This window comes from Ottowia pentelensis (assembly GCF_964341695.1).
This window is the reverse complement of record NZ_OZ224513.1, coordinates 1610002-1625540: the sequence shown is the minus strand read 5'-3', so window position 1 is coordinate 1625540 and position 15539 is coordinate 1610002. Positions and strand designations below refer to the sequence as shown.

Here is a 15539-nt window from a genome sequence, read left to right as displayed (position 1 = left end):
CGGATAAAGCGTGAGCAGCTTCATAAATCATAGTAAAGGATTGAACATGCGTGAAGGACAAACCGCCGTCACCCGGCGCCTGGACTACGCTCCGCCGGCGTTCTGGATCGACACCGTCGACCTCAGCATCGACCTGGACCCGGCCAAGACCCGCGTGCTCAGCAAGCTCACGGTGCGGCGCAACCCCGACGTGCCGGCGCAGCCGCTCAAATTGGACGGCGACGAGCTCAACCTGGCGCGCGTGCTGCTCGACGGCGCCGGCTGCAGCTTTCGCATGGAAGGCGAGCAGCTGGTGCTGGAGAACCTGCCTGAGGGCGACGCGCCCTTCGCGCTCGAGATCTTCACCACCTGCAGCCCCGAGAAGAACAGCAAGCTGATGGGCCTGTTCATGAGCGGCGGCGACTTCTTCACCCAGTGCGAGTCCGAGGGCTTTCGGCGCATCACCTACTTCCTCGACCGCCCGGACGTGATGGCCACCTACACCGTCACGCTGCGCGCCGACAAGCAGCGCTGGCCGGTGCTGCTGTCCAACGGCAACCTGGTCGATGCGGGCGAGCTGGAGGGCGGGCGCCACTACGCCACCTGGCACGACCCGCACAAGAAGCCCTGCTACCTGTTCGCCGTGGTGGCCGGCAAGCTGGTGGCGCGCGAGCAGCGCATCACTACGCGCAGCGGCAACAACCACCTGCTGCAGGTCTGGGTGCGCCCGGGCGACCTGGACCAGACCGAGCACGCCATGAACTCGCTGGTGCACGCCATCCTGTGGGACGAATGGCGCTTCGGCCTCAAGCTCGACCTGGAGCGCTTCATGGTGGTGGCCACCAGCGACTTCAACTTCGGCGCGATGGAAAACAAGGGCCTGAACATCTTCAACAGCAAGTACGTGCTGGCCAAGCCCGCCACCGCCACCGACGCCGATTTCGAGGCCATCGAGGGCGTGATCGGCCACGAGTACTTCCACAACTGGACGGGCGACCGCGTCACCTGCCGCGACTGGTTCCAGCTCTCGCTGAAGGAAGGCCTGACGGTCTTTCGCGACCAGAGCTTCAGCATGGACATGGCCGGCACCGCCAGCGCGCGCGCGGTCAAGCGCATCGGCGACGTCATCACCCTGCGCACGGTGCAGTTCGCCGAGGACGCCGGCCCCATGGCGCACCCGGTGCGTCCCGACGAATACCTGGAGATCACCAACTTCTACACCACCACCATCTATGAAAAGGGCGCCGAGGTGGTGCGCATGGTCGAGACCCTGCTGGGGCGCGAGGGCTTTCGCCGTGGGCTGGACCTCTACTTCCAGCGCCACGACGGCCATGCCGTCACCTGCGACGATTTCATACAGACCATGGCCGACGCCACCCCCGGCAGCGCGCTGGCCGAGCGCCTGCCGCAGTTCAAGTTGTGGTACAGCCAGGCCGGCACGCCCGTGGTGCGCGCCCAGGGCCACTACGACGCCGCCGCGCAAACCTACACCCTGCAACTTTCGCAAAGCTGCCCGCCCACGGCCGGCCAGCCCGCCAAGCAGCCCATGCTGATCCCGCTGCGCCTGGGCCTGGTGGGCCTGGATGGGCGCGACCTGCCGCTGACCTTGCAAGGCGGCGCGCTGCTGCACGGCGACGTCGTCGTGCTGCACGAGCCTGCGGCCACGCTGGTGTTCAGCGGCGTCACGCAAGAACCGGTGCCCTCGCTGCTGCGCGGCTTCTCGGCGCCGGTCAAGCTGCAGATGGAGGCCACGCCCGAGCAGCTGATGCACCGCCTGGCGCACGACAGCGACCCCTTCAACCGCTGGGAGGCCGGCCAGCAGCTGGCGCTGCGCGTGGCGCTGGCGCAGCTGGCCGCCGGCGGCGAGGTGGCGCCCGCGCCGCTCAGCGACGCCCACCTGGCCGCCCTGCGCGCCGTGCTGCGCGATGCGGCGCTGGACGCCGCCTTCAAGGCGCTGGCCCTGGGCCTGCCGGGCGAAAGCTACATCGCCGACCAGCTGCCCGGCAACGTCGATCCGCAGCGCATCCACGCCGTGCGCGAGGCCATGCGCCGCCAGCTCGCCCACGCCCTGCGCGCCGACTGGCAATGGGCCTGGGAGCACAACCACGACACCGGCGCCTACACGCCCGACCCCGTCTCCAGCGGCCGCCGCGCGCTGGCCGGCCTGGCCCTGGCCATGCTGTGCCTGGCGGCCGACGGCGACGCCGTGTGGCCCGGCAAGGCCTACCAGCGCGTAAAGGACGCCGGCAACATGACCGACCGCGAGAACGCCCTGCAGGCCCTGCTGGGCTGCGGCCATCCGCTGGCGGCGCGCGCGCTGGAGGGGTTCTACGCGCGCTTCAGCCACGAGGCGCTGGTGGTCGACAAGTGGTTCGCCCTGCAGGCGCGCGCGCCCGACGTCGCCGGCAGTGCCCTGCCCGCCGTGCTGGCGCTGATGCAGCACCCCGACTTCACGCTGAAGAACCCCAACCGCGCGCGCAGCCTGCTGTTCGGCTTTTGCAGCGGCAATCCGGCGGGCTTTCACCGCCTGGATGGCGCCGGCTACACCTTCTGGGCCGGCCAGGTGCTGGCGCTCGACGCCATCAACCCGCAGGTCGCCGCGCGCCTGGCGCGCACCATGGACGCCTGGGCGCGCCTGGCCGAGCCCTGGCGCGGCGCCGCGCGCGAGGCCATCGCCCGCGTGGCGGCCCAGCCCAAGCTGTCCAACGATGTGCGCGAGGTGGTCACCCGCGCCTTGGCCGAATGAGCGCCCCCCGTTGCTCCACTCGCTGCGCGATGTTGCGGCATCCCCCCCAAGGGGGCGCACGCAGGGGCCGGGGAAACCCCGGCCACGCGTGCACGGGCGCGGCCTGCTCCGCGGCCATTGGGCTCTTTCGGCTTCATGCGCTGCCGCTGAAGCCCTGTTCCGCGAACACTTGACACCCGGATCAATGCCATGAACCCCAAGGTTTCCCTCACCCGCCACCTGGTCGAAAAACAGCGCGTGGACGGCCACATCCCGGGCCAGCTGCGCCTGCTGCTGGAGGTGGTGGCGCGCGCCTGCAAGGGCATCAGCCACGCCGTCAACAAGGGCGCCCTGGGCGGCGTGCTGGGCTCGGCCGGCAGCGAGAACGTGCAGGGCGAGGTGCAGAAGAAGCTCGACATCATCGCCAACGAGGTGCTGATCGAGGCCAACGAATGGGGCGGCCACCTGGCGGCCATGGCCAGCGAGGAGATGGAAGCCATCCACGTGGTGCCCAACCGCTACCCCAAGGGCGAATACCTGCTGCTGTTCGACCCGCTGGACGGCTCCAGCAACATCGACGTCAACGTCAGCATCGGCACCATCTTCAGCGTGCTGAAGATGCCCGAGGACGACCGCGGCGTGGAAGAAGCCGACTTTTTGCAGCCCGGCAGCCACCAGGTGGCGGCCGGCTATTGCGTGTACGGCCCGCAGACCACGCTGGTGCTGACGGTGGGCGACGGCGTGGACATGTTCACGCTCGACCGCGAGCAGGGCAGCTTCATCCTCACGCAGGAGGGCCTGCGCATCCCCGAGGACACGCAGGAGTTCGCCATCAACATGAGCAACATGCGCCACTGGGCGCCGCCGGTGCGCCGCTACATCGACGAATGCCTGGCCGGCCAGGAGGGCCCGCGCGGCAAGAACTTCAACATGCGCTGGGTGGCGTCCATGGTGGCCGACGTGCACCGCATCCTGATGCGCGGCGGCATCTTCATGTACCCCTGGGACGCGCGCGAGCCCGGCAAGCCCGGCAAGCTGCGCCTGATGTACGAGGCCAACCCCATGAGCTGGCTGATCGAGCAGGCCGGCGGCGCCGCCACCAACGGCCGCCAGCGCATCCTGGACGTGCAGCCCCGGCAGCTGCACGAGCGCGTGAGCGTGATCCTGGGCGCCAGGAACGAGGTCGAGCGCGTGACGCGCTACCACGCCGAGGCCGCCTCGAAGTAAGCCGCCAGCCACCGGGCGACCCGTCGATGCCCAAGCCGCCCGACCGCGCCGTCCGCACGCCCGTGCTGTGGCTGTACGCGGTGCTCACCGGCCTGCTGGCCGTGGCCGTCACCAGCGGCTTTCGCGCCCTGATCGGCGTGGTCGAGTGGATCAGCACCGGCCACACCGGCAGCCTGGTCGAGGCCGCGCGCTTGCTGCCGCCTTGGCAGCGCGCGCTGATCGGCACCGTGGGCGGCGCGCTGGCCGGCCTGGTGCTGTCCTATGGCAACCGCTGGGCTGCGCGCGATCCGCAGGGCGGGCGCTACAGCGACTACCTGGCCGCGGCGCGCGCCGGCGCGGTCGACCTGAACGACCGCAGCACCTGGGTGCGCAGCGTGTCGGCGCTGCTGTCGGTGGGCAGCGGCGCTTCCATCGGGCGCGAGGGGCCGATGATCCAGCTGTCGGCCTGGCTGGCCTCGCGCCTGGCGCGCGCCGTCGCGCTGTCGCCCGAGCAGCGCCGAGTGCTGCTGATCTGCGGCATCGCCTGCGGCATCGGCTCGGTCTATCACGCGCCGATCGCCGGCGTGGTGTTCGTGCTGGAGCTGGCGCTGGGCTTTCTGTCGGCGCCCATGGTGGCGCCGGTGCTGATGGCCGCCGCCACCGCCGGCATCGTCAACCACACGCTGATCGACCCGGCGCCGCTGTACGCCATGCCCGCCGTGCCGCTGGAGTCCAGCAACCTGGGCATGGCGCTGGCCGTCGGCCTGGTGTGCGGCGGCATGGGCTGGCTGATGCTGGACTGGGTCGACCGCCTGCGCGGCGCGTTCAAGCGCATCGACTCGCTGACCTTGCGCCTGGGCCTGGGCGGCCTGCTGGCGGGCAGCCTGTCGGCCTTCGTGCCCGAGGTCTGGGGCAACGGCTTCAGCACCATTTCGCACCTGCTCAACGGCCAGATCCTGTGGCCCTGGGTGCTGGTCATCCTGGCCGCCAAGTTCGCCGCCACGCTGTTCAACACCGGCTCGGGCGCCGTCGGCGGCATGTTCACGCCCACCTTGTTCGTGGGTGCCACCACCGGCTTTTCGCTGGCGCACATCGCCGGCTACTGGCTGCCGCCCGACGCCGTGGGCGACCCGCTGACGCTGGCGGTGATCGGCATGTCGGCCATGCTCAGCGCCGTCACCCACGCGCCGCTGATGGCCATCGTGATGGTGCTGGAGATGACCAACCAGTTTCAGCTGTCGGTGCCGGTGATGCTGGCCTGCGGCGTGGCGCACGCCATCAGCACGCAGTTCGGCACGCAGCCGATGTATGGCAACCCGATCGAGGCGCGGCACTGAGACCGTGTGGCATTCGAAAAGACAAAACAGCCGGCTGCGGGGCGGGATCAGGCCGTCGGGGCGCCCGGCTCCGTTCATGTCCCCCACCGGCCTGCGGCCGGCTCCGCCTTCACTTCACTGCGCCGGGCACCCCGACGACCTGATCCGAGGCGTCGCGCGCCGAGCGAGCCGCCTGATGTGTGACCGCCGCGTCCCGCCAAGGGGCTTGGGTGGGCAGCGCAGCGAGGTCAAGGAGGAGATGGCCGTCGTAGACGGACAGCGGGGGACAGGAGCGGAGCTGCCCGCCCATGCCCCTTGGCGCGCCCCCGCCCGCCCGACGTCTTCAACGCGTTGTTTCCAACTTGGTATGAGACTCAGGACATCCGCATCTCGGGCAAAATATGCTGCATTGCAGCAATTCGCGGCGCCCGCGCGCCCACCGCCGTCTACATGGCCGCCTTCAACGAAGAACAAGTCCTCTCGGTGCACCACTGGACCGACCGCCTGTTTTCCTTCACCACCACGCGCAGCCCCAGTCTGCGCTTTTCCAACGGCCACTTCACCATGATCGGCCTGAAGGTGAACGGCAAGCCGCTGTTGCGCGCGTATTCCATCGTCAGCCCCAACCACGAGGAGCACCTGGAGTTCCTCAGCATCAAGGTGCCCGACGGCCCGCTGACCAGCCGGCTGCAGCACATCCAGCCGGGCGACAAGGTGCTGGTCGGCCACAAGCCCACCGGCACCCTGCTGATCGACTACCTGCTGCCCGGCAAGCGCCTGTACCTGCTGGGCACCGGCACCGGCCTGGCGCCGTTCATGAGCATCGTGCGCGACCCCGAGACCTACGAGCGCTTCGAGCAGGTGGTGCTGGTGCACGGCTGCCGGCTGGTCGACGAGCTGGCCTATCGCCAGTACCTCACGCAGGAGCTGCACCAGCACGAGTTTCTGGGCGAGCTGGTGCGCCGCCAGCTCAGGTACTACCCCACCGTCACGCGCGAGCCCTTCCCCACCCAGGGCCGCATTCCCGAGCTGATCGACAGCGGCCGCATGGCGCGCGACCTGGGCCTGCCCGATCTCGATCCGCGGCTGGACCGCGTGATGCTGTGCGGCAGCCCCGAAATGCTCAAGTCCGTCAAGGCCGTGCTGGAGGCGCGCGGCTTCGAGGAAGGCAACACCACCACGCCGGGCGACTTCGTGGTCGAGCGGGCGTTTGTCGAGCAGTGACGGGGATATAAATGAAATCGGACTGCAGCGCCCGTCCACCAAGCGCGAGCAGCTATTTCATCGATAGCAACCCGATGTTTTGAAAGGCCCCGCGATGCGCAGCTTCGACGACTCCCATGGCCGCCACTGGCAGGCCGCCCTGCTCGAAGCCTCCTACGGCAACGTGATGCTGGTGCTGAGCCCCATGGACGGCACCGAGGTGGTGCAACACCTGCTGGGCTCGGACAACCTGGCCGACGCCGAAGGCGAACTGGCGGCGCTGGACGACGCCGCCCTCGCCGCCCTGCTGGCCGAGGCCCAGCCCTGGGACCACGAGGCCGGCGTGGAGCGCGCCAAGGCGCTGTACGGCGCCGGCGCCAAGCTGGCCGCGCCGACGCACAGCTTCAATCAGCGCAAAAAACCCTGAACGGATTTGCCGGCGCTTCAATCACATCGGCTCGGAAGGCCGCGGAGCAGGCCGTGCCAGCGATCGCCGTGGCCGGGGTCTCCCCGGCTACTGGCGGTGCCCCCTCGAGGGGGGAAGCGCAACAACGCGAAGCGTGTGGAGCTTGGGGGTGTGCTGTTTCAGCAGCGCAACGCCGCGGCGGCCGACTCGCGGATGCCGGAGAGCGCCTCGTCCAGGCCCACGTTGTTGTGCTCCAGCACGCGCTCGGCGCGGTAGCTGGAGCGCACCAGCGGGCCCGACACCACCTCCAGAAAGCCCTTGCCCAGGGCCAGCTCGCGGTAGCGCTGAAACTCGTCGGGCGTGACGAAGCGCTGCACCGGCAGGTGGTTCTTGGTCGGGCGCATGTACTGGCCCATGGTCACCACGTCCACGTCGGCGGCGCGCATGTCGTCCAGCGCCTGCTCAATCTCGCCCTCGGTCTCGCCCAGGCCCAGCATCAGGCTGGTCTTGGACACCGTCTGCGGCGCATGGCCCTTGGCGAACTTCAGCACGTCGAGCGTGGTCTCGTAGCCGGCACGCGCATCGCGCACCGGGTGCGTCAGGCGCTTGACGGTCTCCAGGTTCTGCGCGTAGGTCGCCAGGCCGGCGTCCAGCACCTGGGCCACCAGCTCGTGCCTGCCCTGAAAGTCGGGCGTCAGCGCCTCGACCGCCGTGTCGGGCATGCGGGCGTGGATGGCGCGAATGCAGGCGGCGTAGTGGCCCGCGCCCAGGTCGGGCAGGTCGTCGCGGTCGACCGAGGTCAGCACCACGTAGCGCAGGCCCATCAGCGCCACCGCGTCGGCCACGTTGGCCGGTTCATCCGCGTCCAGCCAGCCGTGCGGATTGCCCGTGTTGACCGAGCAGAACTTGCAGGCGCGCGTGCACACCGAGCCCATCAGCATCAAGGTGGCGGTGCCGCGGCCCCAGCATTCGGCGATGTTGGGGCACTTGGATTCGGAGCACACCGTGGCCAGCTTGTGCGAGCGCACGATGTCCATGATTTCCTGGAACTTCGCGCCCGTGGGCAGGCGCACGCGCAGCCAGTCGGGCTTGCGGCCGACATCGGGGATGGCCGTCAGCGCACTGGGCTTGATGCCGTCCATCACCGCCCGCGTGCCTTCGGGCGAGACGAACTTGGTGCCCGACTCGGGGCGGCGGCGGGTAATCGATATCTCGCTCATGCGGCAGAACCTTTTCGAGGCGGCCCGCGCAAGGCGCCGACCGAACGGCCCATTTTATCGGCTGCCCCCGGGCGCCGGCCGCGGGCGCGGCCGATGGGCGCGGCGTGCGTCAGGGCTTTTTGCCCGCTTCCTTGCGCTCCATCAGGCGCTGCCACACGTGCGGCGAGGTGAACTGCGCCACGTCGCCGCCCAGCAGGGCGATTTCGCGCACCAGGGTGCTGCTGACGAACTGGTAGCGCCCGCTGGGGGTCAGAAACACGCTTTCCACCTCGGGGGCGAGCTTGCTGTTCATGCCGGCCAGCTGAAACTCGTAGTCGAAGTCCGACACCGCCCGCAGGCCGCGCACCATGGCCTTGCCGCCCTTGGTGCGCACGTAGTGGCTGAGCAGGCCGTCGAAGGCTTCGGCGCGCACGTCGGGCCACTTGGCCACCGACTCCTGCACCATCGCCAGCCGCTCATCCAGCGTGAACAGCGTCTTCTTGTGGTGGGCCACCGCCACCGCGACGATGACCTCGTCGAACAGCTCGCGCGCGCGGCGGACGATGTCCTCGTGCCCCAGCGTGATGGGGTCGAACGTGCCGGGATAGACGGCGATGACGTGGCGGCTCATGGGTGGATCTCCGTCGGGTGGCGCGCGGCCGTGGGCTGAAGTCGCCGTCGATTATGCGCAAGCGGCGCGCAGCGGCACAAGCAAATGGGCATGCACGGCGCCCGCCTTCAGGTGGCGGTGCGGGGCCAGGCCGACCTCGGCCAGCGCCGCGGCATCCCAGGCGACCGGCGCCTCCAGGTAGACGAAGCCGTCCGCGCGCAGCGCCCGCGCGGCGGCGGCCAGCGCCGGCGCAAACAGGGCCTGGGCATCGAAGGGCGGATCGAGCAGCACCAGGTCGACGCTGCCGGCCGCGCAGGCCGCCAGCGCGGACACGCCATCGCCACGGCGCACGGTCACGGTTTGCGCCTGCAGTCGATCTTTCAGCGCCTGCAATTGCCGCGCCAGGGCCGCGTCCTGCTCGACCAGCAGCACCTCGGCCGCGCCGCGCGAGGCCGCCTCCAGCCCCAGCGCGCCGCTGCCGGCAAAGGCGTCGACGCAGCGCCAGCCGTGCAAATCCTGCCCCAGCCAGTTGAACAGGGTCTCGCGCACGCGGTCGGGCGTGGGGCGCAGGCCGGGCCGGTCGGCCACGGGCAGCAGCGTGCGGCGCCACTGGCCGCCGATGATGCGGACCTGGTGCGGCAGGCCGCCGTGCCGGGCTGGATGAGGCTTGGACATGGCCCGATTGTCCTCAAGCCCGCGGCCGGTTCAAAAAACGATGCTGGTGCGCAGGCCGAACATCAGGGCGTTGGGGACACGCCGGGTGGCACCCAGCCCACCGGGGCGGATCACATATTGCAGGTCGGCCTGCACCTGCCACCACGGTTTGATTGGGTAGCGGTAGCTGGCTTCGACAAAGGTCTCGCTGCCCCGGCCCGGCTCGCACGCGCACCGGCTCAGATGCGCCCAGCCCACACCCAGCGCCAGCACGTCCGCGGCACGTTATTCGAACGGGCCGTTGAAGGCCACACCCGCATTGGCGCTGAAGTCCACCCGGTTGCGGTCGCGCGGCGCCGCCATGGCGCGGGCAAACACGCCCAGGCTGCGCGCGCCCTGACGCCAGAGCATCTGGTCGGCCATGGCATACAGGCTGTGATTGCCCCGATGCTGCAGCGCCGCGCCGTTGCCGGTGAGGTCGGCCAGCGAGCCGCCCGCGCCGTCGAGGCGCTGGTCGTCAAAGCGCCCGGTGTGGGCCCAGGCACCGATCTTGTAGGTGCCGGGCAGGCCGTCGGCGTCGGTCGGGCGCTGGTACTGCAGTTCGGCGATCAGCAGCGCCTGGCCCACAGGCACAAAGCGCATGCCGTGGCGGTCGATCCAGGCCGGTTGCTCTTCATCGCGGCCCACGGGCGAGCCGTCGAACACCCCCGCCAGCAGCGTAACCCGATCACCGGTCTGCACACGCAGGCGCGCGCCCAGCGAGGCCAGCGGATACGCCGGCCCGCCCGCGGGCAGGTCCGTCGAGGGCAGCGCGGCCCAGCCGAACATGGCATTGAGCAGGCTCGACGCGTATTCGCTGGTCATGAACTCTTGGTCGGCCGCCAGCTTGCCCACGCGCAGGTCGGCCTTGCCGTCGGCCCAGGACTGCTGGCCCCACAGCTCCCACAGCCGGGTCGCCGGCCTGGCCTCGATGTTGCTGACTGTCTGCAGCCCACCCACGTTGTCCTGGGTGAAGCTGGCGCGCCGGCCGTGGATGTTGACGGCACTGAGATAAAACGAGCCGCCGCTCCAGCCCCAGGCTTTGTCGCCATCGCCGGCCAGCGCCAGCTGCGTCAGGCCGGTGTAGGCGCTGCCGCCTTGCAGGCCGCCGGACACCAGGCGCGTGAGCTGGCTGGTCTCCTGCAGGCCCAGGGTCAGGCCCGCGCGCTCCAGGCGGGGGCGCAACCCGCCCATGTCGCCCAACAGGGTTTCGTCGGGCGGCGGCGTGTCGGCCCACGCGGCTCCCAGCCCCAGCACGACGCTCACGCACAGCGCTGCAGCCCTGGCCCTTCTCCTCATCTCCTGCCTCCTGCCTGGGCCTTACCAGCGCATGAAAAACAACCACCAAGCCCAGCAAAACGGCACCAGGCCCAGCGCGATCAGCCCCACGGCCGCGAGGCGGCGCAGCGGCGCGGCGCTGCGCAGGCCGGTCAGGCGCCACTCGAAGCGCAGGCTCCAGGCCAGTGCCAGGCCCAACAGTGCCCAGCGCACGACGTTGGCCCAGCCGGTCGGCACGCCCTCGTGCTGCAGCAGGGTGAGCGTGGTGGCGGTCAGGCCCAGAAACACGCCGATGCCCGCCGTCGGGATCAGCCCCTGCGCCAGCTTGTGCACGCCCGTCCAGCGCCCGCCCAGGGGCTGGCGCGTGTGGCCGTCGCGCAGGCCGCGCGGGCGCGGCAGCACGCGGTCGGCGCCCCACAGGCCGGCAAAGACGGCGCCGCCCACCGCCACCGTCGCGCCGGCGATGAACAGCAGGATCACCGCGCCGTCCAGCCAGCTGAAGCTGTCGTTGACCGCGGGGTAATGTGTCAGCACGAACCAGGGCGCGTTGTCGGCCAGCGGCCAGTAGATGTCGTGGTCCACCAGCAGGGTGGCAAGGGCCTGCTTGAGGGTGACGAACCAGGGGCTGGCGCTCCACAGGAAGGCGCCCACCGCCAGGCCCATCAGGCCGAACACGATCAGCGCCGTCTCCCAGCCGTTGCCGGGCGCCACGCCGACGATCTCGGCCTCGGGGGAGCGCGGCTGCAGCGCGATGGCGCCGCGGTAGTCGCTGCAGCGCCCGCACATGTGGCATTCGGCCGCACCTTCCATGGTGCGCAGCGGCAGCAGGGGCGCACAGTTGATGGCCTCGGTGCGGCGCTCGGCCGTGCGCCAGGCCTCGGCGTCGACGGCGAAATGCCAGGGCGCCAGCCGTGCCAGCAGGTTGAACACGCCGTTGACCGGGCACAGGTACTTGCACCACACGCGCTTGTTGCGCCCGTACAGAAAGCCGACGGCCATCGCCGCCAGGGTGGAGCCGCCCAGCACGGCCGCCGCCGCCCAGGGGTATTGATAGACGCTGACCAGCTGGCCGTAGACCGTGGTCAGCGCAAAGGCCACCACCGGCCAGCCGCCCCAGCGCATCCAGCGCGGAATGGCACCGCCGCGCCCATGGCGGCTGGCCCATTCGGTGAGCGCGCCCTCGGGGCAGAACAGGCCGCACCAGGCGCGGCCCAGCAGCGGGATCGACACCAGCACGAAGGGCCACCACAGCCCCCAGAAGGCGAACTGCGCGACGATGGTGAGGTTGTTGAACACGCTGGCCGTGCGGTCCGGCAGCGGCAGCGCCGCCGGAATGAGCAGCAGCGCCAGGTAGATGCCGACGATGATCCACTGCAGGCGCCGCACGGCGCGCTGATGGTCGCGCAGGAAGTCGCCCACGCGCGCCACGCGCCCGCGAAAGCTGGCCGGGCGCACAAGGGGAGGAACAGGATGAACGATGACCGCCACGGTGGACGCTTTCTGAACGAAGTGGTGCCTCAACCCGCCACGTGGCCGCCACCCGCCAGCGGGCGCGGCGCCGGCGCCTGCGACGCGCGGCGCAGCAGCCAGGCCACCACCGCCCAGTAGGCCAGCCAGATCAGCAGCTGCGACAGCGCCGGCGTGGCGCGGTAGCCGGCAAAATCGGCCAGCAGCTTGCCCAGGCCGGCGCCGGTGTCCAGCCAGGCGCTGGTGTCCCACACCGGGTCGATCAACGTGGGCAGCACGCCCAGCGCGATCAGCCGGTCGCTGGCGCCCACCAGCAGGCCGCCGGCCAGCAGCAGCAGCAGGATTTCGGTCAACTGAAAGAAGCGCCGCCAGGTGATCACCTTGCCGCCCAGCTGCAGCAGCCAGAAGGTGGCCAGCGCCGCCACGAAGCCGCCCAGCCCGGCCAGCACCGCCGCGCCCGTGCCGCCGTGCTGCTGCGAGGACAGCACGCTGCCGTACAGGAACACCACGGTCTCGCTGCCCTCGCGCGCCACCGCCACCATCACCAGCACCAGCAGGCCCCACCAGTGACCGCTGTCCACCTGCTGCGCCGCGCCGGTCTGCAGCTCGCGCTTGAGGCCACGCCCGTGGCGGCGCATCCACACCACCATCTGCACCACCAGCGCGCAGGCGGCCAGCGCCATCACGACCTGGAACCACTCCGGCCCGTCGCCCGGCAGCCACGCCGCCAGGCCCAGCAGCGCCAGCGCCAGCGCGCCGGCCAGCAACAACCCGCAGCCCACCCCCGCCCACAGCCAGGGCAACCCGCGCCGGCCCGCCGGCTCGGTGCGCAGCCAGGCGTACAGAATGCCGACCACCAGCAGGGCTTCCACGCTCTCGCGCCAGACGATGAAGGCGATTTCACCCATGACAAACCACCTGCTTACTTGGGACGGACGACCAGCACACCCTTGGCCTGGGGGTGGAAGTCGTCGAAGAACGGGTACTCGCCCGGCCGCGACAGCGACAGCACGACGAACGAGGTGACGCCCGGCGCCAGCACCTTCTCGGCGCGCAGCGGCAGGCTCTCGAACTCCACCGCCTGCGTGCTCTGGTTGACCAGCACGATCTTGAAGCGCCCCGGCGCCACCTCCAGCCGCGGCGGATCGAAGCGTCCGTCGGCGGTGAAGGTCAAGGTGTGCGTGGGCAGCTCGGCGTGCGCCGCCGCCAGGGGCAGCAGACCGCTCACAAAAATACTCAACAAAATAAGCCAGACGCGCATTCGTCCTACTCCATGGTGATGAGCAAGACCCGCAGCGCATCCATGGCAACGGGCCCGGAGGCCGCGGAGCAGGCCATGCCAGCGATCGCCGTGGCCGGGGTCTCCCCGGCCACTGGCGATGCCCCCGCGAGGGGGGAGGCGAAACATCGCGAAGCGAGTGGAGACTGGGGGCGGGCCATGTCAATACCCGCCTTTCTTGCCCGTGCCGGCAAAGACGAAGTCGTACTGCACCTCGAAGGGCTTGAACCACGGCGCCACGCCGGTTTCCTTGTCGACGTGGCGGCCGAAATGGGCGCCGGGCGCGGCCACGCTCAGGGTCAGCTTGTACTTGCCCGGCCCCTGCAGCTTGACGTTGTCACCGTAGTGCGGCCCGTCGTTGGCCACCATCGGCATCAGTTCGCCCTGCAGGGGCTTGTCGCTGCCCTGCTTTTGCAGCGTGTACTTCACCGCCAGATACGGCGCCCAGGCGCCTTCGGGCAGACCGTTCTTGTTGTCGGCGGTGGCGTGGATGTCGGCCTCCAGGTGGATGTCCGAATCCTTGGCCGCGCGCATCATGCCCGGCGGGTCCATCTCGATGGGCTGCAGGTAGATGGCGGCCACCTCCAGCCCGTTGATGTCCTTGGGCTTGCCGATGGGGTATTCGGCCGCCAGCGCCGAGGCGGCCAGGGCCGATCCGGCCAGTGCGGTGATGAGGGCGCGCGTCAGGGTCATGGTCAAGACGAATGAGAATGATTATCAAAATCATACTCCTGTCTGCCGGCCGCCCGCCCCTGCCGGCGTCAGGGCCTCGTGCGGCGGCTGGCGCGGGCCGCCGCAACGGCCGCCGATTCAGGGCTTGGCGCCGACGATCACCGTGACCATGCGATCGGGCTGCAGCACGCGCCGGAACGCCGCCCGGATGTCGTCCAGCGTGACGGCGTCCACGTGCTCGCCCCAGTGCTGCAGGTAGTCCAGCGGCAGGCCGTTCCAGGCGATGTTGGCCAGGTTGCCCAGCAGCTTGCGGTTGCTGTCCAGGCGCAGCGCAAAGCCGCCCACCAGGTTGTCCTGCGCCGCCTTCAGTTCGGTGGCGGTGGGGCCTTCGGCCACGAAATCGGTCACCACCTTGCGCGCCACGGCCACGGCCTCGCCGGCCTGGTCGGGGCGCGTCTGCAGGCCGATGACGAAGGCGCCGGCGTTCAGGCCGGGCGAAAAGCTGCTGTACGCGCCGTAGCTCAGGCCGCGCTTTTCGCGCACCTCGTTCATCAGCCGCGAGCTGAAGCCGCCGCCGCCCAGGATGTGGTTGCCCACCAGCAGCGCGAAGAAGGCCGGGTCGTCGCGCTTGTAGCCGGGCTGGCCGATCAGCACGTGCGCCTGGGCCGACTGGAAGGGGATGCGGATGTCCTGCGCGGCCTTGAGCGGCTGCACCTCGGGCACCGGCGGCAGCGCGGCGCAGGTGCCGCCGGCGGGCAAGCGGCCCAGCAGCTCGGTCACCAGCGCGTCGGCCTGGGCGCGGCTGACGGCGCCGACCACGCTGACCTTGGCGCGGCAGGGCTGGATGTGGCGCGCGTAGAAGGCCTGCATGTCGGCCACGTCGATGCGCTTGAGTGTGTCGGCGGTGGTCTCGTAGCCGTAGGGGTGATCGCCATACACCGCCTTGGCAAAGGCCAGCGCGGCCTGCGTGCCCGGGCGCGTGAGCGACTCGGCGATGGCCGCCGAGATGCGCTCGCGCTCGCGCTGCCACACCGGCGCCGGCCAGGACGGCTGGCCCAGCTGGCGCGCCGCCAGCGCCAGCGCCTGCGGCAGCAGCTGCGGGTCGGTCAGGCTGCGCAGCGAAAAGCTCATGCGGTCGCTGCCGGTGCTGGCGCCGAAGTCGGCGCCCAGGTCGGCCCAGGCCTCGCCCAGCTGGTTTTCGTCCAGCGCCGGCTGGCCGCTGGCGGCCGTGACGCCCTTGCCCGCCATCAGCGCCGTGGCGTCGGCCAGGCCGGCCTGCGCCCGCGGGTCGCGCCGGCTGCCGGCGTCGAAGTCGATCTGCACGTCCAGCATCGGAATGCTGGGGCTTTCGATGAACCACACCTGCGCGCCGCTGGGCTGCGTCCAGTGCTCGATGGGAATCGCCGCCTGCGCGTCGCGCACGCCAAAATTCAAAAGAAAAAGGCCTGCAGCGCCCATCAAGCAAGCGCGAACAGCTATTGTTTTTATAGTTTTCATGATCGCCCT

The 15539-nt window shown here is 70.3% G+C and carries 13 protein-coding genes and 1 pseudogene; 5 read left to right on the top strand and 9 right to left on the bottom strand.

What is annotated here, in order from left to right:
- Positions 1-46 precede the first annotated feature (46 nt).
- The 5 genes from pepN (at position 47) to ACWHMB_RS07815 (ending at position 6856) form a co-directional block, all read left to right on the top strand.
- Positions 47-2725 (top strand): aminopeptidase N, encoded by a 2679-nt coding sequence (gene pepN / locus ACWHMB_RS07835; RefSeq protein ID WP_377480197.1) that lies wholly within the window; start codon positions 47-49, stop codon positions 2723-2725.
- 189 nt (positions 2726-2914) lie between these two features.
- Positions 2915-3931, top strand: a complete 1017-nt coding sequence (locus ACWHMB_RS07830; protein ID WP_377480200.1) for a class 1 fructose-bisphosphatase — start codon at positions 2915-2917, stop codon at positions 3929-3931.
- 26 nt (positions 3932-3957) lie between these two features.
- Positions 3958-5247 carry a chloride channel protein gene (locus tag ACWHMB_RS07825; RefSeq protein WP_377480203.1) on the top strand — a complete coding sequence of 430 codons (1290 nt, stop codon included), beginning with the start codon at positions 3958-3960 and terminating at the stop codon, positions 5245-5247.
- Between the two features lie 429 nt (positions 5248-5676).
- On the top strand, positions 5677-6450 hold the full coding sequence (locus tag ACWHMB_RS07820; protein WP_377480793.1) for a ferredoxin--NADP reductase: 774 nt from the start codon (positions 5677-5679) through the stop codon (positions 6448-6450).
- A 94-nt stretch (positions 6451-6544) separates the two neighbouring features.
- Positions 6545-6856: a hypothetical protein gene (locus tag ACWHMB_RS07815; RefSeq protein WP_293222811.1), complete on the top strand. Its 312-nt coding sequence runs from the start codon at positions 6545-6547 to the stop codon at positions 6854-6856.
- Positions 6857-7014: 158 nt separating this feature from the next.
- On the opposite strand, the gene lipA is transcribed toward ACWHMB_RS07815, so the two are convergent.
- From lipA to ACWHMB_RS07770, 9 genes and pseudogenes are all read right to left on the bottom strand, one after another.
- Positions 7015-8055, bottom strand: a complete 1041-nt coding sequence (lipA, locus tag ACWHMB_RS07810) for a lipoyl synthase (RefSeq protein ID WP_293222813.1) — start codon at positions 8053-8055, stop codon at positions 7015-7017.
- 109 nt (positions 8056-8164) lie between these two features.
- Positions 8165-8665, bottom strand: coding sequence for a pantetheine-phosphate adenylyltransferase (gene coaD / locus ACWHMB_RS07805; protein WP_293222815.1), 501 nt, complete (start codon positions 8663-8665; stop codon positions 8165-8167).
- 51 nt (positions 8666-8716) lie between these two features.
- A complete protein-coding gene (rsmD, locus tag ACWHMB_RS07800; RefSeq protein WP_377480207.1) occupies positions 8717-9319 on the bottom strand; it encodes a 16S rRNA (guanine(966)-N(2))-methyltransferase RsmD in 603 nt (200 codons plus the stop codon).
- Between the two features lie 30 nt (positions 9320-9349).
- A pseudogene (locus ACWHMB_RS07795) lies at positions 9350-10531 on the bottom strand (carbohydrate porin).
- 126 nt (positions 10532-10657) lie between these two features.
- Positions 10658-12094, bottom strand: coding sequence for a 4Fe-4S binding protein (locus ACWHMB_RS07790; RefSeq protein ID WP_377480796.1), 1437 nt, complete (start codon positions 12092-12094; stop codon positions 10658-10660).
- A gap of 38 nt (positions 12095-12132) precedes the next feature.
- Entirely contained in the window at positions 12133-12990 is an 858-nt protein-coding gene (locus ACWHMB_RS07785) for an FTR1 family iron permease (RefSeq protein WP_377480210.1), read from the bottom strand.
- Between the two features lie 14 nt (positions 12991-13004).
- Positions 13005-13343, bottom strand: a complete 339-nt coding sequence (locus ACWHMB_RS07780; protein WP_293222823.1) for a cupredoxin domain-containing protein — start codon at positions 13341-13343, stop codon at positions 13005-13007.
- A 180-nt stretch (positions 13344-13523) separates the two neighbouring features.
- Positions 13524-14054, bottom strand: coding sequence for an iron transporter (locus tag ACWHMB_RS07775; RefSeq protein WP_293222825.1), 531 nt, complete (start codon positions 14052-14054; stop codon positions 13524-13526).
- A 117-nt stretch (positions 14055-14171) separates the two neighbouring features.
- Positions 14172-15530, bottom strand: coding sequence for a M16 family metallopeptidase (locus ACWHMB_RS07770; protein ID WP_377480214.1), 1359 nt, complete (start codon positions 15528-15530; stop codon positions 14172-14174).
- Between the last annotated feature and the right edge of the window lie 9 nt (positions 15531-15539).